This window comes from Branchiibius sp. NY16-3462-2 (assembly GCF_001594145.1).
In the GTDB taxonomy this organism is placed as follows: Bacteria; Actinomycetota; Actinomycetes; order Actinomycetales; family Dermatophilaceae; genus Branchiibius.
In genome coordinates this window covers 141,675-156,858 of sequence record NZ_LVCF01000040.1, presented here as the reverse complement: position 1 = coordinate 156,858, position 15,184 = coordinate 141,675, and the positions used below count along the sequence as shown (strand labels likewise).

General features: G+C 66.3%; 14 protein-coding genes. 7 read left to right on the top strand and 7 right to left on the bottom strand.

The features are described 5' to 3' along the window. Positions 1-100: 100 nt before the first annotated feature. Positions 101-1,840 (top strand): 2-isopropylmalate synthase, encoded by a 1,740-nt coding sequence (gene leuA, locus AZH51_RS14195; protein WP_291525387.1) that lies wholly within the window; start codon positions 101-103, stop codon positions 1,838-1,840. Between the two features lie 53 nt (positions 1,841-1,893). Here the strand turns inward: leuA and AZH51_RS14190 are convergent, their stop codons facing one another. Next, on the bottom strand, positions 1,894-3,171 hold the full coding sequence (locus AZH51_RS14190) for a hydroxyacid-oxoacid transhydrogenase (protein ID WP_291525385.1): 1,278 nt from the start codon (positions 3,169-3,171) through the stop codon (positions 1,894-1,896). Between the two features lie 36 nt (positions 3,172-3,207). After that, positions 3,208-4,008: a maleylpyruvate isomerase family mycothiol-dependent enzyme gene (locus AZH51_RS14185; RefSeq protein ID WP_291525383.1), complete on the bottom strand. Its 801-nt coding sequence runs from the start codon at positions 4,006-4,008 to the stop codon at positions 3,208-3,210. Positions 4,009-4,052: 44 nt separating this feature from the next. Here AZH51_RS14185 and AZH51_RS14180 point away from each other — a divergent pair, with 44 nt between their 5' ends. The 5 genes from AZH51_RS14180 to AZH51_RS14160 all read left to right on the top strand — a co-directional run bounded on the left by AZH51_RS14180 (position 4,053) and on the right by AZH51_RS14160 (position 8,816). Further along, complete coding sequence (locus tag AZH51_RS14180; protein ID WP_291525381.1) at positions 4,053-5,300, top strand: aminotransferase class III-fold pyridoxal phosphate-dependent enzyme; 1,248 nt, start codon at positions 4,053-4,055, stop codon at positions 5,298-5,300. A gap of 34 nt (positions 5,301-5,334) precedes the next feature. Next, positions 5,335-6,249, top strand: coding sequence for an ABC transporter ATP-binding protein (locus AZH51_RS14175; RefSeq protein ID WP_291525379.1), 915 nt, complete (start codon positions 5,335-5,337; stop codon positions 6,247-6,249). Then, the gene (locus AZH51_RS14170; protein ID WP_291525377.1) at positions 6,246-6,983 is read left to right on the top strand and encodes an ABC transporter permease; all 738 of its coding nucleotides are present in this window, start codon (positions 6,246-6,248) and stop codon (positions 6,981-6,983) included. The genes AZH51_RS14175 and AZH51_RS14170 overlap by 4 nt, the downstream gene beginning before the upstream one ends. 487 nt (positions 6,984-7,470) lie before the next feature. Then, positions 7,471-8,193 (top strand): sensor histidine kinase, encoded by a 723-nt coding sequence (locus AZH51_RS18755; protein WP_367188055.1) that lies wholly within the window; start codon positions 7,471-7,473, stop codon positions 8,191-8,193. Beyond that, entirely contained in the window at positions 8,190-8,816 is a 627-nt protein-coding gene (locus tag AZH51_RS14160; RefSeq protein ID WP_291525373.1) for a response regulator transcription factor, read from the top strand. The genes AZH51_RS18755 and AZH51_RS14160 overlap by 4 nt, the downstream gene beginning before the upstream one ends. 43 nt (positions 8,817-8,859) lie before the next feature. Here AZH51_RS14160 and AZH51_RS14155 read toward each other — a convergent pair whose 3' ends face one another. The 4 genes from AZH51_RS14155 to AZH51_RS14140 form a co-directional block, all read right to left on the bottom strand. Then, positions 8,860-9,474 carry a class I SAM-dependent methyltransferase gene (locus AZH51_RS14155; RefSeq protein WP_291525371.1) on the bottom strand — a complete coding sequence of 205 codons (615 nt, stop codon included), beginning with the start codon at positions 9,472-9,474 and terminating at the stop codon, positions 8,860-8,862. Position 9,475: 1 nt separating this feature from the next. Next, complete coding sequence (locus tag AZH51_RS14150) at positions 9,476-10,714, bottom strand: chloride channel protein (protein WP_291525369.1); 1,239 nt, start codon at positions 10,712-10,714, stop codon at positions 9,476-9,478. Positions 10,715-10,732: 18 nt separating this feature from the next. Then, positions 10,733-11,362, bottom strand: a complete 630-nt coding sequence (locus AZH51_RS14145; protein ID WP_291525367.1) for an alpha-ketoglutarate-dependent dioxygenase AlkB — start codon at positions 11,360-11,362, stop codon at positions 10,733-10,735. 128 nt (positions 11,363-11,490) lie between these two features. Continuing rightward, complete coding sequence (locus AZH51_RS14140; protein ID WP_291525365.1) at positions 11,491-12,285, bottom strand: trans-aconitate 2-methyltransferase; 795 nt, start codon at positions 12,283-12,285, stop codon at positions 11,491-11,493. Positions 12,286-13,861: 1,576 nt separating this feature from the next. Between AZH51_RS14140 and AZH51_RS14135 the strand changes: the two genes are divergently transcribed. After that, positions 13,862-14,473, top strand: a complete 612-nt coding sequence (locus AZH51_RS14135; RefSeq protein ID WP_291525363.1) for a LysE family translocator — start codon at positions 13,862-13,864, stop codon at positions 14,471-14,473. A 46-nt stretch (positions 14,474-14,519) separates the two neighbouring features. On the opposite strand, the gene AZH51_RS14130 is transcribed toward AZH51_RS14135, so the two are convergent. After that, positions 14,520-15,137, bottom strand: a complete 618-nt coding sequence (locus tag AZH51_RS14130) for a DUF5701 family protein (RefSeq protein ID WP_291525362.1) — start codon at positions 15,135-15,137, stop codon at positions 14,520-14,522. Between the last annotated feature and the right edge of the window lie 47 nt (positions 15,138-15,184).

Sequence of the window (15,184 nt, the reverse complement as noted above, 5' to 3'; positions counted from 1 at the left end):
CTAGTTCGACTCGGTCATCCTCGCCGCGGAGGTTTCCGTTGCGCGAGTGAGTAACGGTACGGACCGGGCGCCCCCTTCTTCGTTCAAAGGCGATTCACCCGTGATCCATCCCCAGCAGAACACCACCATGCCGATCGGCAAGTACGTTCCCTTCCACGAGCAGATCAAGGTCGACCTGCCGGACCGCACCTGGCCGGACAAGATCATCGACAAGGCTCCGCGGTGGTGCGCCGTCGATCTGCGTGACGGCAACCAGGCCCTGATCGACCCGATGAACTCCGAGCGCAAACTGCGGATGTTCAAGCTCCTGGTCCGGATGGGCTACAAGGAGATCGAGGTCGGATTCCCCTCCGCCAGCCAGACCGACTTCGACTTCGTGCGTGAGTTGATCGACGGCAACCACATCCCCGACGACGTCACCATCCAGGTGCTGACCCAGTGCCGTGACGAGCTGATCGAGCGCACCTTCGAAGCCATCGCGGGCGCCCCCCAGGCCATCGTGCACTTCTACAACTCCACCTCCGTCCTGCAGCGCCGCGTGGTGTTCGGCAAGGACCAGGACGGCATCATCGACATCGCCACCCAGGCGGCGCGGCTGGTGCGCAAACTGGAAGAGACCGTCCCGGAGACCACGGTCTATTACGAGTACTCCCCGGAGTCTTACACCGGCACCGAACTGGAGTTCGCGGCCCGCATCTGTAACGCGGTTATCGAGATCATCGACCCGACCCCGGACCACCCGATGGTCATTAACCTGCCGGCCACCGTCGAGATGGCCACTCCGAACGTGTACGCCGACTCCATCGAGTGGATGTCGCGCAACCTGGACCGCCGCGAGTCGATCATCTTGTCGCTGCACCCGCACAACGACCGGGGCACCGGGGTGGCGGCCGCCGAGCTGGGCTACCAGGCCGGCGCGGACCGGATCGAGGGCTGCTTGTTCGGCAACGGCGAGCGCACCGGCAACGTCTGCCTGGTGACCCTGGGCCTGAACCTGTTCGGACAGGGCATCGACCCGCAGATCGACTTCTCCGACATCGACGAGATCCGCCGCACGGTCGAGTACTGCAACCAGTTGCCGGTGCCCGAGCGGCACCCGTACGGCGGCGACCTGGTCTTCACGGCCTTCTCCGGCTCCCACCAGGACGCCATCAAGAAGGGCTTCGAGGACATGGAGCGGCAGTCCGTGGCGACGGGCAAGTCGATCGACGAGCTGACGTGGGGCGTGCCCTACCTGCCGATCGACCCGCACGACGTCGGTCGTTCCTACGAGGCCGTGGTCCGGGTCAACTCCCAGTCCGGCAAGGGCGGGATGGCCTACATCCTCAAGACCGAGCACCAGCTGGACCTGCCGCGCCGCCTGCAGATCGAGTTCAGCGGTGTCGTACAGCGACGCACCGACGAAGCGGGCGGCGAGGTGTCGCCGGAGCAGCTGTGGCAGGCGTTCAGCGACGAGTACCTGCCCGGCACCGGCGTGGGCGATGCTGCGTGGGGCCGGTTCGCACCGATCAACCACCGCGTCGAGTCGATCGACGACGAGCGCGACCGGATCGTGGCCACCCTGACCGACCGCGGCGAGGAGAAGGTGATCACCGGCGAGGGCAACGGACCGCTGGCCGCGTTCATCGATGCGCTGCACTCCGTCGGGGTCGACGTACGCATCCTGGACTACAACGAGCACGCCCTGACCTCCGGTGGCGACTCCGCCGCGGCGGCCTACCTCGAGTGTGCGGTCGGTGACCGTGTCCTGTGGGGTGTCGGGATGTCCAGCTCGATCGTGAAGGCATCGCTGACCGCGATCCTGTCGGCGGTGAACCGCGCCGACCGCGACGCGCACTGAGTCCACCCATGAAGAAGGGGCCTGCCGATCGGCAGGCCCCTTCTTTCATGTGGTCACCAGTTGGTGAGCGACTCCTCGAAGATCGCGGCGATGTCGTCCTCCGTGACCTCGCGCGGCGAAATAGCCAGCAGCCGTTGCTGTTTCATGGTCCCCGGCACCAGCTCCGCAATGTCGGAGGCTTCGAAGCCGACGCCCGAGATGCCGTTGGGGATACCGATGTCGCGCATCAGGTTGATCAGCGCGGTCGGCAGCTTCTCCTCATCGGGGATGTTGCTGTCGAGGTCGGGCTGCAGCATCAACGCGGCCTGTACGTGGCGCTCCGGAGCGCTGGAGTAGGTGAAGCGGAACGCCGCCGGTGCGGTCAGCGAGACGGACATGCCGTGCGGCACCATCGCCTCGTCCTGCGGGTAGTCCACCGGGTGGAAGTCCTTGACCATGCCGGCGATCGGGTAGGCGTTCGCGTGCGGGATGTGCACGCCGGCGTTGCCGAAGCCCATCCCGGCGCAGGTGGCGGCCAGCATCATGTCCGAGCGCGCGTCGACGTTGGCCCCCTCGCGCACCGCCGTGCGGAACGACCGCGAGATCAGCGACAGTGCCTTCTCGCACCACAGGTCGGCGACCGGGTTGGACCCGCAGTAGGGCACCCGCTCCTCGGCTTTCTTGGCCGGGTAGTCCTGGAACGGCCGTGCGGTGAACGACTCCAGCGCGTGGCACACGATGTCCATGCCGGAGGACGCGGTGACGCCCGCGGGCAGGCTGAGCGTGACCGTCGGGTCAATGACCGCCATGGTCGGGCGCAAGCGCCAGTGACCGATCCCGGTCTTCACGCGGAGGGACAACACGTCCATCACGCAGGTCCCGGTGCTCTCCGATCCCGTTCCCGCAGTGGTGGGTACGGCGATGAGCGGCATGAGGGGGCCACTGGGCGCCCGGCCGTCCCCGACTGGTTTGTTGAGGTACTCGGTGAGTTCGCCACCGTCGGTGAGCAGGAGGTTGACCGCCTTGGCGGTGTCGATCGAGGACCCACCACCGACAGCGACGTAGCCGTCGAACGGCCCCTTGTCCTTGGCGAAGTCGACTGCCTCGCCCATCGACTTGTCGGTCGGTTCAACGTGGCTGTGGGTGAAGACTTCGGTTTCGATGCCGTACCGGCGCAGTGAGGCCACGACGCGGTCGGCGATGCCGAGGTGCGCCACCCCCGGGTCGGTGACGACCAGGACCCGCTTGGCGCCGTGGGTGCTGATGTCGTAACCCACCTCATCGAGGGCGCCCGCGCCGAATTTCAGTGGCGGCGCTCCCCAGGTGAAGACGGTCTCGGTGCCCTGGCTCATCCTGACTCCTTCGCCGATGTCCTGTGGTCGAGGTCACTAATCGATGTCCTCGCTGACAGCGTAATCAAGGCTTCTCAGGGCGTCCGGGTCGCCCGACGACTCCACCGGCCCGGCCGGCCGGTTCCACAGCCACAGCAGCAGGTCCGCGCTCATCCCGCTGACGGTCGCGCTGACGGGAGGTCCGACATCGATCCGCTGGAAACCGTGCTCGTTGACCTCCACCCCATCCGGAGTGACCCCGCCGAACCGGCCCAGCTGCAAGGTCCAACGGTGGGACACGTCCGTCGCGGCCAACTCGACGATCCGGTCGTCAGCCGGGGTGAACGAGGCCCAGTCGGGGATCGCGCCACCGCGGATCACGTCGACCACTTCATCGATCCCGTCCACGGCCAGCGCCGGGTCGATCGTGGCCAGTGGCACGGCGGCCGTCAGTTCGGCATCGACCCGGTGGATCAGTGCCTCGAGAGCTTGGCGGCGGCTGATGTAGCCGACGGTGTGCAGGGCCGGATCGTGCGCCCACATGTAGCGCTTCGTCTGCTCCGGGTAGCGGCCCACCGTGCGGACGAGCTGGGCGCTGGCCTCCTCGGAGTACGCGAGCAGACCCGCGTAGTCCGAGGGGCGGTCGCTTCGCTCGACGTCGTCGAGCTGGCTCTCGTCGGTGATGTCCCGGCGTACGACGTTCTCCCAGAAGGTCTGAACTTCACCCAGGTGCCACACCAGGTCCGCTGCATCCCAGTCCGGACAACTCGGGACCTGGGCGCTCGAGGCGGTACCGCGCAGGACGGACAGGAACCGCGCGGACTGCTCCCGGATGGTGGCCACGTAGTCGATCGCCATGGGCACCACTCTGCCCCATCGACGGCGACCGATAACGTCCTAACATGGGCAACTTCTGGCACCCCTTCTCGGACATGGCAGCGGTCGAGGCGAACGGCGAGTTCGTCATCAGTCACGGTGAGGGCGTCCACGTGTGGGACGCCGACGGCAACAAGTACCTCGACGCGACGGCCGGCCTGTGGTTCACGAACGTGGGGCATGGCCGCGTCGAGCTGGCCGAGGCCGCCGCGCAACAGATGAAGCGCCTCGGGCACTACAGCACCTTCGGCGACTACGTCCCCGACGTGACCCTGGAACTCGCCGACCGGTTGGCGGGGATCGCCCCGGTGCCCGGGTCCAGGATCTTCTTCACCTCCGGGGGCTCGGACTCGGTGGAGACGGCTGCCAAGCTGGCCCGGCGCTATTGGGTGGAGATGGGTCAGCCCGATCGTCGCTACATCGTGGGCCGGACCAAGGCCTACCACGGAATGCATTACGCCGGAACGTCATTGGCCGGCATCCCGGGCAACATCGAGGGTTACGGCACGCTGGTCGCCGACCAGGCGCATGTCGTCTGGGACGACCCGCAGGACCTGCGCGCGACCATCGAGCAACTGGGGGAGGAGAACGTCGCGGCGTTCTTCTGCGAGCCGGTCATCGGCGCCGGCGGTGTGTACCCGCCGCCGGCGGACTACTTGACCGAGGTGCGCAAGATCTGCACCGAGTACGACGTGCTGTTCGTCGCGGACGAAGTGGTCACCGGGTTCGGCCGGATCGGCGGATCATGGTTCGCCTCAGGGCGATTCGGGCTGGAACCGGACATGATCACGACCGCCAAAGGTCTCACGTCCGGGTATCTGCCGATGGGTGCGGTGTTCGTCTCGCCGAAAGTCGCCGACCCGTTCTTCGAGCCCGGTGCGGGGCGGTGGTTCCGGCACGGCTACACCTACTCCGGCCACGCGGTCGCTTCGGCGGTGGCGCTGGCCAACCTGGACATCATCGATCGCGAGGGTTTGCTGGAGGAAGCGGCCCGTCTGGAGCAGACGCTGCACGCAGCATTTGCTCCGTTGGCATCCCACCCCGATGTGGTCGAAATCCGTTCCGGCACAGGCGCGGTCGCGGCAGTTCAGCTCGCGGATGCGCCGGCGGCGATGGCGTTCGCCACCAAGTTGCGGCGCTTTGGTGTCGCGACGCGTGCGGCTGGTGCCGGAGCGATCCAGATCTCACCCGCCTTCACGATGACCGACGAGCAAGTCGGTGAGCTCGTCGCAGCGATCAGCGCTGCACTGGACTCGGATCAACCGACTGGTTGACGCCGTGTGACGGTTGGCGCACCACGCTGGAGGTATGGAACCAGCCATCACAGTGCGTGGACTGCGCAAGGAGTATCCCGGTGGCCGCGGCGTGCAGGACGTCTCGTTCGACGTGGCCGAGGGTGAGATCTTCGGGGTGCTCGGTCGCAACGGAGCCGGAAAGTTGACGACCGTCGAGTGCATCGCGGGTCTGCGGGACCGTGACGCCGGCCAGGTGAGCGTGTGCGGGATCGACCCCGCGGTCGACGAACCCGCTCTGCGAAGAGTCCTCGGGGTCCAACTGCAGGATGCTGCCCTCCCGGAGAAGCTGACCGTCGATGAAGCGCTCAACCTGTACGCCTCGTTCTACGACGACCCGGCGCCGATCGAGGAGTTGCGCGACCGGCTGGGACTGACCGAGGTCCGTGGTAGCTACTTCGGGCGGCTGAGTGGTGGACAGCAACAGCGGCTGTCCGTCGCCCTGGCCCTGGTCGGTCGACCCAAGGTGGCGATCCTTGATGAACTGACGACCGGCCTTGACCCGCAGGCGCGCCGCGAGGTGTGGTCCATCCTCGAACAACTAAGAGACACCGGGACGACGTTCCTGCTGGTCTCGCACTTCATGGAGGAAGCGCAACGACTGTGCGATCGCGTCGTCGTCATCGACGCGGGCCGGGTCGTGGCGCTGGACACGCCGGCTCGCCTGGCCGCGACGCTCGAAGCCGGCCAGCGGATGAGTTTCACGCTCGACGTGACCCCGCCGATCGACGTACTGCAAGCCCTGCCCTCCGTGCGCGTGGTGCGTTCGGAGGACGGGGCCTTGCGTATCGAAGGGGACGCCGACGTCGTCACCGACGTCATTCTCGCGTTGGACGCAGCGGGTACCCGCGCGCGTGACCTGCGGGTGGACCAATCGAACCTGGAGGACGCCTTCGTGGCGTTGATGGAGAAGTTGGAGGTACGGCGATGATCGGCCTGCGAGCGCTGCTGCGCAGTGAGGCAATTCTGTTGCGGCGCAACCCCTCTGTGGTGTTGTGGGTGGTGGTCCTGCCGCTGGTGGCGGCGATCGTTCTCGGTGCGATTCCAGCGACCCGGGACCCGACGGAGGACCTGGCCGGGCTGAGTTGGTTCTCGACCTACCAGCCGATCCTGCTGTTCTTCGCGCTCTCGCTGTTAGCGATCCAGGCGCTACCCGATGTGCTGACCAGGTATCGCGAGCAGGGTGTGCTCAAGCGGCTGCGCGCGACTCCCGCCTCGCCCGCAGCGCTGCTCGGCGCCCAGTTCCTGCTGACGGCCGGTGTGTCGCTGGCGGTCGGGCTGTTGATCGTGGTGGTGCCCGCCCTGCTCGGTGCTGGTTGGCCGGGTAACCCGGTGGGTGTGCTGGTCGCGTTCGTGGTCATGACGGTATGTCTGTTGTCGATCGGGATGGTGGTGGCCAGCGTTTTCACCCGCAACAAGGTGGCTGCTGCCGCCGGCACCGTGCTGTTCTTCGTGCTCTCCTTTCTCGGGGGACTGTGGTGGCCGCGGGAGACGATGCCCGGCTGGATGCAGACCATCTCCGACCTCAGCCCGGCCGGCGCAGCCGTTGGGGCGCTGCAGGATTCGCTCGGTGGTGGCTGGCCGGGGTGGTCGCACCTGCTGGTGATGCTGGTGTGGACCGGTGTGTTGACCCTGCTCTCGGTGCGGTTGTTCCGCTGGGAGTGATGTCACGATGGAGGTTATGACACGGCAAGAGTCCTCGGTGCAGGGTCCGTACTGGGACCGGGTCGACGGCCCGGTCGCGGCGGTCCGTTGGGCTCCTGTCGCGCTTCTGGCCGGGTCGTTGCTGTGCGCGGTGGTGGTGCCCGTCGCCTCCGGCAGGGTCGGATATCTGCTGCTCATCGTGTTGTCTGCGGCGAGCATCCTGCTGGCGGCCTGGTGGATGCGGCGGACTTCCTTGTCGATGCCGTTGCGCGTCGCGATTTTCACGGCACACCTGGCGATGGCGGCGGTGATGATCGCCATCTCGCCGTTCTACGGGATCTTCGGCTTCTTCGGCTACGTGATCGCGATGCTGCTCTTCCACGGGCGCGCTCTCGTCGTGGCCCTGGGTCTCAACGCTCTGGTCATGGCTGCCGCGCAGGTAGGCGGGTTCGGGCAGGCGGTCTCGGACTGGCACGCGTTCCTGGCCTTGAGCTTCGTCAATGCTGGGGTGGTCGCGGTCATCGTGCACTTCGGAGAGCAACGCGCCCGTGAGGTGCAGGAGCGAGAGGCGGCGGCGCGGCAGTCAGCCGAGGTCAGCCAGCGCAACCAGGAGTTGCACGATCAACTGCTGGAGAGGGCTCACGAGCAGGGCATCCTGCAGGAGCGCGAGCGCTTGTCGAGGGAGATCCACGACACCGTCGCGCAGGATCTGGTCGCGATCGTCAGCCAACTGGAAGCCATTGACGGCGAGGGCGATTGGCGGTCCCGGGTCGATGCTGCGAAGGATCTAGCCCGGGACGGTCTCGGTGAAGCCCGCCGGGCGGTGAACGCGCTGCGGTCACCGCTGCTGGATGACGCGTCGGCGGCCGATGCCGTGCGCGCCCTGTTGGATGAGTGGTCTGCCCGTCACCGGATCCGGGCTCACCTCGACGTCGAAGGTGCGCCCACGCGAACCGAGCAGGACCAGATGCTCGTGCGCGTGTGTCAGGAGGCGTTGTCCAACGTGGCGCGTCACTCCGGGGCTACATCCGTGGTGGTCCAGCTGCAGTACACCCAGGACGGTTTGTTGCTCCAGGTCCGCGACGACGGTCGCGGGTTCGAGCCGTCGCAGGGCGGGGCAGGCCACGGCCTACGGAACATGCGCGAGCGGGTCGAGGCGGTGGGTGGTTCGCTTGATGTCGAATCTTCAGCAGGCGCAGGGTGTTTGATCGACGTGGCGGCCCCCGCGTGACCTCCCCGCCGGTAGTGACGGTGCTGATCGCCGACGACCACCCGGTCGTGCGCAACGGCATCCGGGGGATGCTCGACGGACATCAGCGGCTGCAGGTTCTCGCCGAGGCGGGCAGCGGACCGGAGGCGGTGGCTCTGGTACGGCGGCACGAGCCCGACGTGGTGCTGATGGATCTGCGGATGCCTGAGGGAGACGGTGTCGATGCGATCCGGGCGTTACGCGCGGCAGACTCGTGCCGGCCCGCGATCCTGGTGCTCACGACGTACGAGACGGATCGGGACATCACGGCCGCCATGGACGCCGGGGCCAACGGCTACCTGCTCAAGGCGCTGGGCCGCGAAGAACTGATCGAGGCGGTTCTGGGTGCCGCCGCCGGCCGCACGGTCCTGGCGCCGGTCGCCGCCCAACGCCTGGTGGCTCGCCGTCGGGAGGACCAGTTGAGCGAGCGGGAGATCGAGGTTCTCCGCGCGATTGCCGATGGTGGGACGAATCGCACTGTGGCGCAACAACTCTTCGTCAGTGAGGCCACGGTCAAGACCCACCTGCTGCACGTCTACAGCAAGCTCGGGGTCGGCGACCGGGCTGCGGCGGTGCGGGTCGCCTTCGAGCGAGGTCTGCTGTAGTCGACGACGCTCGCCCCCAAGGTGCTTCGGATGCTCCCGCAGGTTAGTCGGCCGAGGCGACGCCGACGGTCAGCGCGCCGAAGGACTTGGGCCGCGCGCCGTAGAACTCTTTGCTCGCCGTGAGGGTCAGTCCGGCTCCGGTGATTTCGCTGGATATGTCGCGGGTCAGGTGACAACCACCTGCGAGGCGTTGCTCCAGCGGGTCCAGGCGGCGCTGCCAGCGCCGGACGTTCTCATCGGGAGCCAGCCCATGCTCGAGGAAGTGCAGCGATCCGCCTGGTTTGAGCACCCTGCGTAGTTCGGATAACGCCATATCCAGATCGGGCACGGTGCATAACGTGAAGGTGGACAGCGCGGTATCAAAAGCGTTGTCGTCGAACGGAAGTCGCCCAGCGTCCAGGCCAGCGCGGGTGATCGGGACGCGCGATCGGCGTACGTTATCGGCGGCCATGTCCCAGGCGGTGTCGGACGGTTCGATCGCGGTGACCTGGGTGACGGCCGCGGGGTAGGCGGCCACGTTCGTCCCCGAGCCGAAGCCGATCTCGATGACGTGCCCCGTGAGGCCTTCGCACGCCCAGGTCCGGATCGGAAGCAGCGCCGCCGAGCCGCAGGTGAGATCCACCAGTCGCGGCAGGACGTGCCGTTCGTAGAAGCCCACCTCAGGAGGCTACCGACCGGCGGTTGTCGATGGCCCGCTCGATGGCCGCCGATCCGGCGGCGGCCACCATCGTGGGGCCGAGCAGGGCGGCATCCATCCGGGTGAGTTCGAAGACCAGCAGGATCGCGGTGGCTGGCATCCGCTGGGCCGCTGCGAGGAACGCCGCGGCGCCGATCAGGGCGTACGTCGTGATGACCGTCCCGGGGTTGAGACCGCTCCACAACGTCCCGACCAGTGCGCCCAGCAGCGAACCGTTCGCGATGGACGGGGTGAGCAATCCGCCCTGGCCGCCACCGAGCAGTGCCAGCGCGACGGCAACCACCCGTGCCGCGAGCAGGGCCAGCAGCGTCCAGAAGCCCACGGAATGATCGAAGCCGACCTGCGCGGCGGCTTTGCCGTTGCCCAGGATCTGCGGCAGCACCATCGAGATGAGACCGACCGTGGTGAAGGCGGCGAATGCGCGGGGGATCAGCTGCCAGTCCCGTGGGGCGGCCTGCGCACAGCGCAGGGTCAGCCAGCGAAAACCCCAGGCGGCCAGTCCACACAGCGGGCCGAAGACGACCGCCCAGAACCAGACCGATGTCGTGACCGGGGTATGGCCAACGGTGTACTGCAGGTCGTCCGGCACGATGACCGCGGCCACCCCAGCGGCGATCGCGCTGCACGCCAGAGCCGGGATCACTGCGGACAACGCGAACGACACCAGCAGCACCTCAAGGGTGAAGACGGCGCCACCTAGTGGCACGCCGTACACCGCCGCTAGACCGGCACCGGCCGAGCTCGCGATCAGGACGCGTCGTGGATGCCCGAGGACACCTACCCAGTCGGTGATGCGGTCGGCGACCGCGGCAGAGATCTCACGGGGTGCGACTTCGCGGCCGAGGGGTGAGCCGAGGGCGACGGTGACGATCTGCAGTAAACCGTGAACGACCGTGGGCCAGAACGGCATTCGCTTACCTTCGGTGTCCTCCCGGCCGAGGGCCGCCCCGATCGACACCAGCGGTTTGAACCAGCGGTAGACCGCCCACCACCCGACGCCAGCGATGAGGCCGGCGGCCATGAGGCACAGCAACCGACGCCATGCACGGGCTTGTTCCGACCCGTAGAGGAACAGCCCCTCGGAGTAGCCGAACGCCACGTGCTGAACCGCGTGCAACAAGATGACCAGCAGTCCGCCGACCAGGCCGGAGGCGACCCCGAGGACCGCGACGATCGCGGTCATCCGGGCGAGGGCACGCACGGGGGAATTATGTCGTGACTACCTGACCCCGGCGGGACGGAACTGGATGCTGATCCGGGGACCGGTCGGCGTACTCGATTTGGGTACGGCGTGGTCCCACGTTCGCTGGCAGCTGCCGCCCATCACGATCAGGTCTCCGTGGCCGAGAACGAAGCGACGCGAGGTTCCGCCGCCCGCTGGACGCAGCAGCAGTGCGCGCGGCGCACCGATGGACACGATCGCGACCATGGTGTCGTGGGTGGCGCCCCGGCCGAAGCGGTCGCCGTGCCAGGCGACGGAGTCCCGGTGGTCGCGGTAGAGGCACATACCCACGGTCGCGAACGGTTCGGCGTTGTAGTGCTTCGTGAGAGCGACGCGGGCCTGCTCGATCACCGGGTCGGGGAGCTGCTCGCGTTCGCGGTAGAAGCGCAGAAGTCGCGGGGTGGGAAGCTCCTTGTCCCACATGACCCGTCGTTCGCCGCGCCACTCGACACCAGCACTGCCGCCCGCGTTGAGACGTTCGAAGAGGGTGTCGGCGCCCGTCACCCAGCCGGGACGCAGGTCCAGCCACGCGCCGTCGGTGAGTTCGATCCGCTGCACAGCGCCGTCGAGCGAGCGGAGCCCGACCTCGTCGACCTGGTCCCAGAGCGAGCCCTGCAGCGCGTGCATGAATCGATCATATGTACGAACTGTGGATCTGACCAGATCGCGACGTTGTTATCTCTAGAACATCGGTGACAGTTCTGACGGTCTTGATGGCGACACTTCCGGTCCGGAGACTTCGGCGCCGCGAATGCTTAGCGGGGCAACACCGGTACGACAACCAAGAACAACGTGCGGCCGTCGAGGAGCACACGTTCACCAAGCACTTCCCGAAGGGCATCAAACAGGCCGTTCCTCACTGTCGGTGGTGCGACGGCGTACTGCGATGTCGTTGCCAGGAGCGATAGATAGTCCTCAGTGGTGAGATGCCACGGCCACGAAAAGCGTTCTACACGTTCGAGTTCTAGGTCCGCCACGGCCGCGACCTCCTGCTCCGCCCAGCCGACCTTGCCCCGGTGATCCTCAATGTCGGGATCAAGGGCCGGTGCCCAACGGTCGTACGCCGCGGCCACCGCCGCGAGGTCGAGCTCGGCCGGGTTCAGTGCCCAGCCATTCCAGAACAAGAACGCTCTGCCGTCGGGTCGGAGCAAAGACGCGAGCCGAGACCAGCGGCTGACCGGATCCGCCCAATGAAACGACTGCGCTGCGACCACCACGTCGTAGTTCTCAGAAGGGTCCACGTCCTCAAAACGCTCTGCGCGAAGGTGCACGCGATCGCTGAGCCCGGTCGCTTCCAGTCTTTGGCGTAGGACGCCCACCATTTCCGCCGAAGGTTCGACAACATCGACCAGGGCTCCACGGACAACCAGGGGCAGCGTGGCCTTTCCGGTTCCGGCGCCAATCTCAAGAACCCGTTGGCTGAGGCGATTGCCGCTGACCGTGCTGAGCATCTCGAACAGTTCATCTGGAAATTCCGGCCGATACTCCTCGTAGGCAGTAGCGCCCTGCTCGAATGACCTGGAACGGCTTAGCAACTCGGAGGGATCCACACGACCGAGACTGCCACGACGGGTCGCCCAACAGGACATTGGTAACGCTTCGGACGGGCTTGGTGGTGACCCTTCTGATTTCAGGATGCGGGGGTGCCTACCACTGAACCCATTGATCCTCGTGTTCGCCTGGCGATCTCGCAGTGGCCCGACGACGCGCCGCGCGGCGCGGTGTCAACGTTCTGCGCCAAGCACGGAGTCTTACGAAAGTCGTTCTGTCTGCTACGAAAACGTGCGCTCACCGATGGCCCGGCGGTGTTGGAACCGCAGCATGATCGGACTTCGCCCGCTTGCCCGGCGGGGAACCGGCCGTCTCGAAAAGTACGCAACCGGCACAACTTGATCATTCCTGATCACCGGGTGTGACCAGGCCACGCCGAGAATGCACGAATGGTCGCACCGGCCACCGACCCCCACGGCTCATGGCTTCGTGGTCGCGAGCTCATCGGCAGATCCGAACGTTATTCAAGACTGCTGATTGGCGTGCCACGCAGCATGCTGGTCTTGGCCGGAGGGTGGCACTACCGCGGCGCAGACGTCACAGACTTGGTGCGCGGGCCAGGTTTTATTGGGAATCGAGAAGCCGGGTTTGGGTACCACTTTGACCACGCCCAAGTATTGGAGCGTTGCCCGCCAAGCGGACTTCCCCATGACGCGACCGAACATGATTGTCACCTTATCCACCGGACTCGCGCGATACTCAGCCCGTGGAAGAGCCGTGCCCTGAGATGTACCGATCGCTGCCGTTTCCGTTCCCCGGTGGGATCTTTCCAGAGCGGTTAGGCGCTGTCGTTCAACGTACGGTCCTTGATGGCCATGAGCCCGCGCGCGAGGTGGCGCACTACTCGGACGGTTCCTGGTCCGTCGCTGACGGCGTGAACGACCCGAACCAGCCCGGCGGGGCCGTAGCCGCGCACCTGTCCCATGTACTTGCCCAGGACAGGTCAGTGCACGCATTAGCAACCCTCGCGCCTGGGCATTTCGCCCGTCGCAACGGACCCGGCGATGAGTGGATCGTTCTCGTCCTGGACGAGTCCGATCATCTACAACACTGAGCGCCCGCACCAATGGCTGCCCGGGCGGTGGCTTGCGACACGGCCACGACGGTACGAGAGGCTACGGCGTTGCCCAGAGTCGGGTCCGAAGCTTTTCGGTACGTTCGGGCCACGTAGTTAACGACGTGAGCCATCCGGCGTCTTCGGACCAGGAAGCCAAGTTAAGAGGTGAGGGGCACCCGTGGTCACACTATTCGCCACACGCGGAGCCGACGCCCGTGGCGCCAATGGATAGCGCTTCTGAGCGTGGTGCTGGTGTTCGCCTGCACTATCGGCTACCTGAGCGGTGGACTGAAGGGATCGATCACTGTGGCCCTGATCATCACCGCCCCAGCCATATTGGGGCAGTTGTCTCGTCCATTGCGAGAGGATGGGGACGAGCCAGGTGCCTAGTTGCTGCCGGTTAATGGAACGCTCCAGCGGGCAAACCTCGGTGGCAATGTCCTGAGACATCACATATCTCGAATTTCGGGGATCACAGGTGCTGTGGAGGGGCCGGTTCGAACCGTAGTGTCACCTGCATGAGCCTTGCGTTCGTTCTGACGACGTTGGTGGTGGTGGCCACCCCGGGCACAGGTGCGGTGTTCTCCATCGCCGAGGGCTTGGCGCGCGGACTTCGAGGTGGGGTGATCGCCGCGTTCGGTTGCACCCTGGGCATCCTGCCGCACATGATCGCGGCGATCGCGGGACTCGCGGCCATCCTGAACGCCTCCGCGGTGGCGTTCCAATCGATCAAATGGCTTGGCGTTGCCTATCTGCTCTATCTGGCATGGCAGACGGTTCATGACAGTTCTGTGCTGGAGGTGGACGAAAGCGCGACTCCGGTCTCGCCGTGGAAGGTGATCCGCACGGCAATCCTGATCAATCTGCTCAACCCCAAGCTGACGATCTTCTTCTACGCCTTCCTCCCGCAGTTCGTGCCCGCGGCTGAACCCAATGGCGCCTGGCATATGGTCTGGTTGAGCCTGGTGTTCATGACGGTGACGTTCGCGGTCTTTGCTGTCTATGCGGCGTTCGCTGCGACGATGCGCACGAAGGTGCTCGGCAGGCCCAATGTGATGCGCTGGATGCGTCGGACGTTCGCCGGCACGTACGTCCTGCTTGCTGGACGCCTCGCGGTCCAAGCGCGCTGACCTCTTTGCTCCTCGCCATACGCGTCGGGGTGAGATCGCAACTCCGCTAGCCGACGCGGTCGGCGACGGATCCGAAGCCGAGCCAGGTGTGCCGGTTGCCCGCCCAGCACCAACCGAGCTTCGGCGCGCCCGTGCGTTCACGGCCGTCGCGACCGGTGCCGCCGCTGATCCACAACGCGGGAGTGCGGGCATCCCAGCCATTCGTCTTAGGCCGTCGGGTGCCGATGGTCATAAAGCAGTAGTTGGGCTCCAGCAGTTCCGGGCGGTGCAGCAACCAGCTGATGCCTTCGTGCACGGTCATGGGGCTGCGTCCGGCACCGACCAGTGCGGGCCAGGCCTCGTCCGGTGACTGGTTGCGTAGTTCGTCGCCACGCTGCGGATCGACCGCCATGTAGAGCGACCGGTCCGGAAGAGTCACCTCGGGCCGGGTCACGAACGAGGCGAGGTCGGTCAGATCCTCGACGATGAAACCAGGCTGACCGCTCGCTCCGCGCAACAGAGGAACCAGCCGCTCGGCGGGGATGAAGTCCGGGTGCAGCATGAGCGTGCCGCCTTCGCGATCGGGCAGACCGTCGGCGAGAGAACGGAATTGGTCATCGGTCAGGTCGGCCAGTATCGGCAGGCCGAGTGCGATCAGACGGTCGAGATCATCGGTAAGAGCCACGGAGAATCAACGACTCGATGAGCCCTCAGGTTCCGGCACGCCTACGC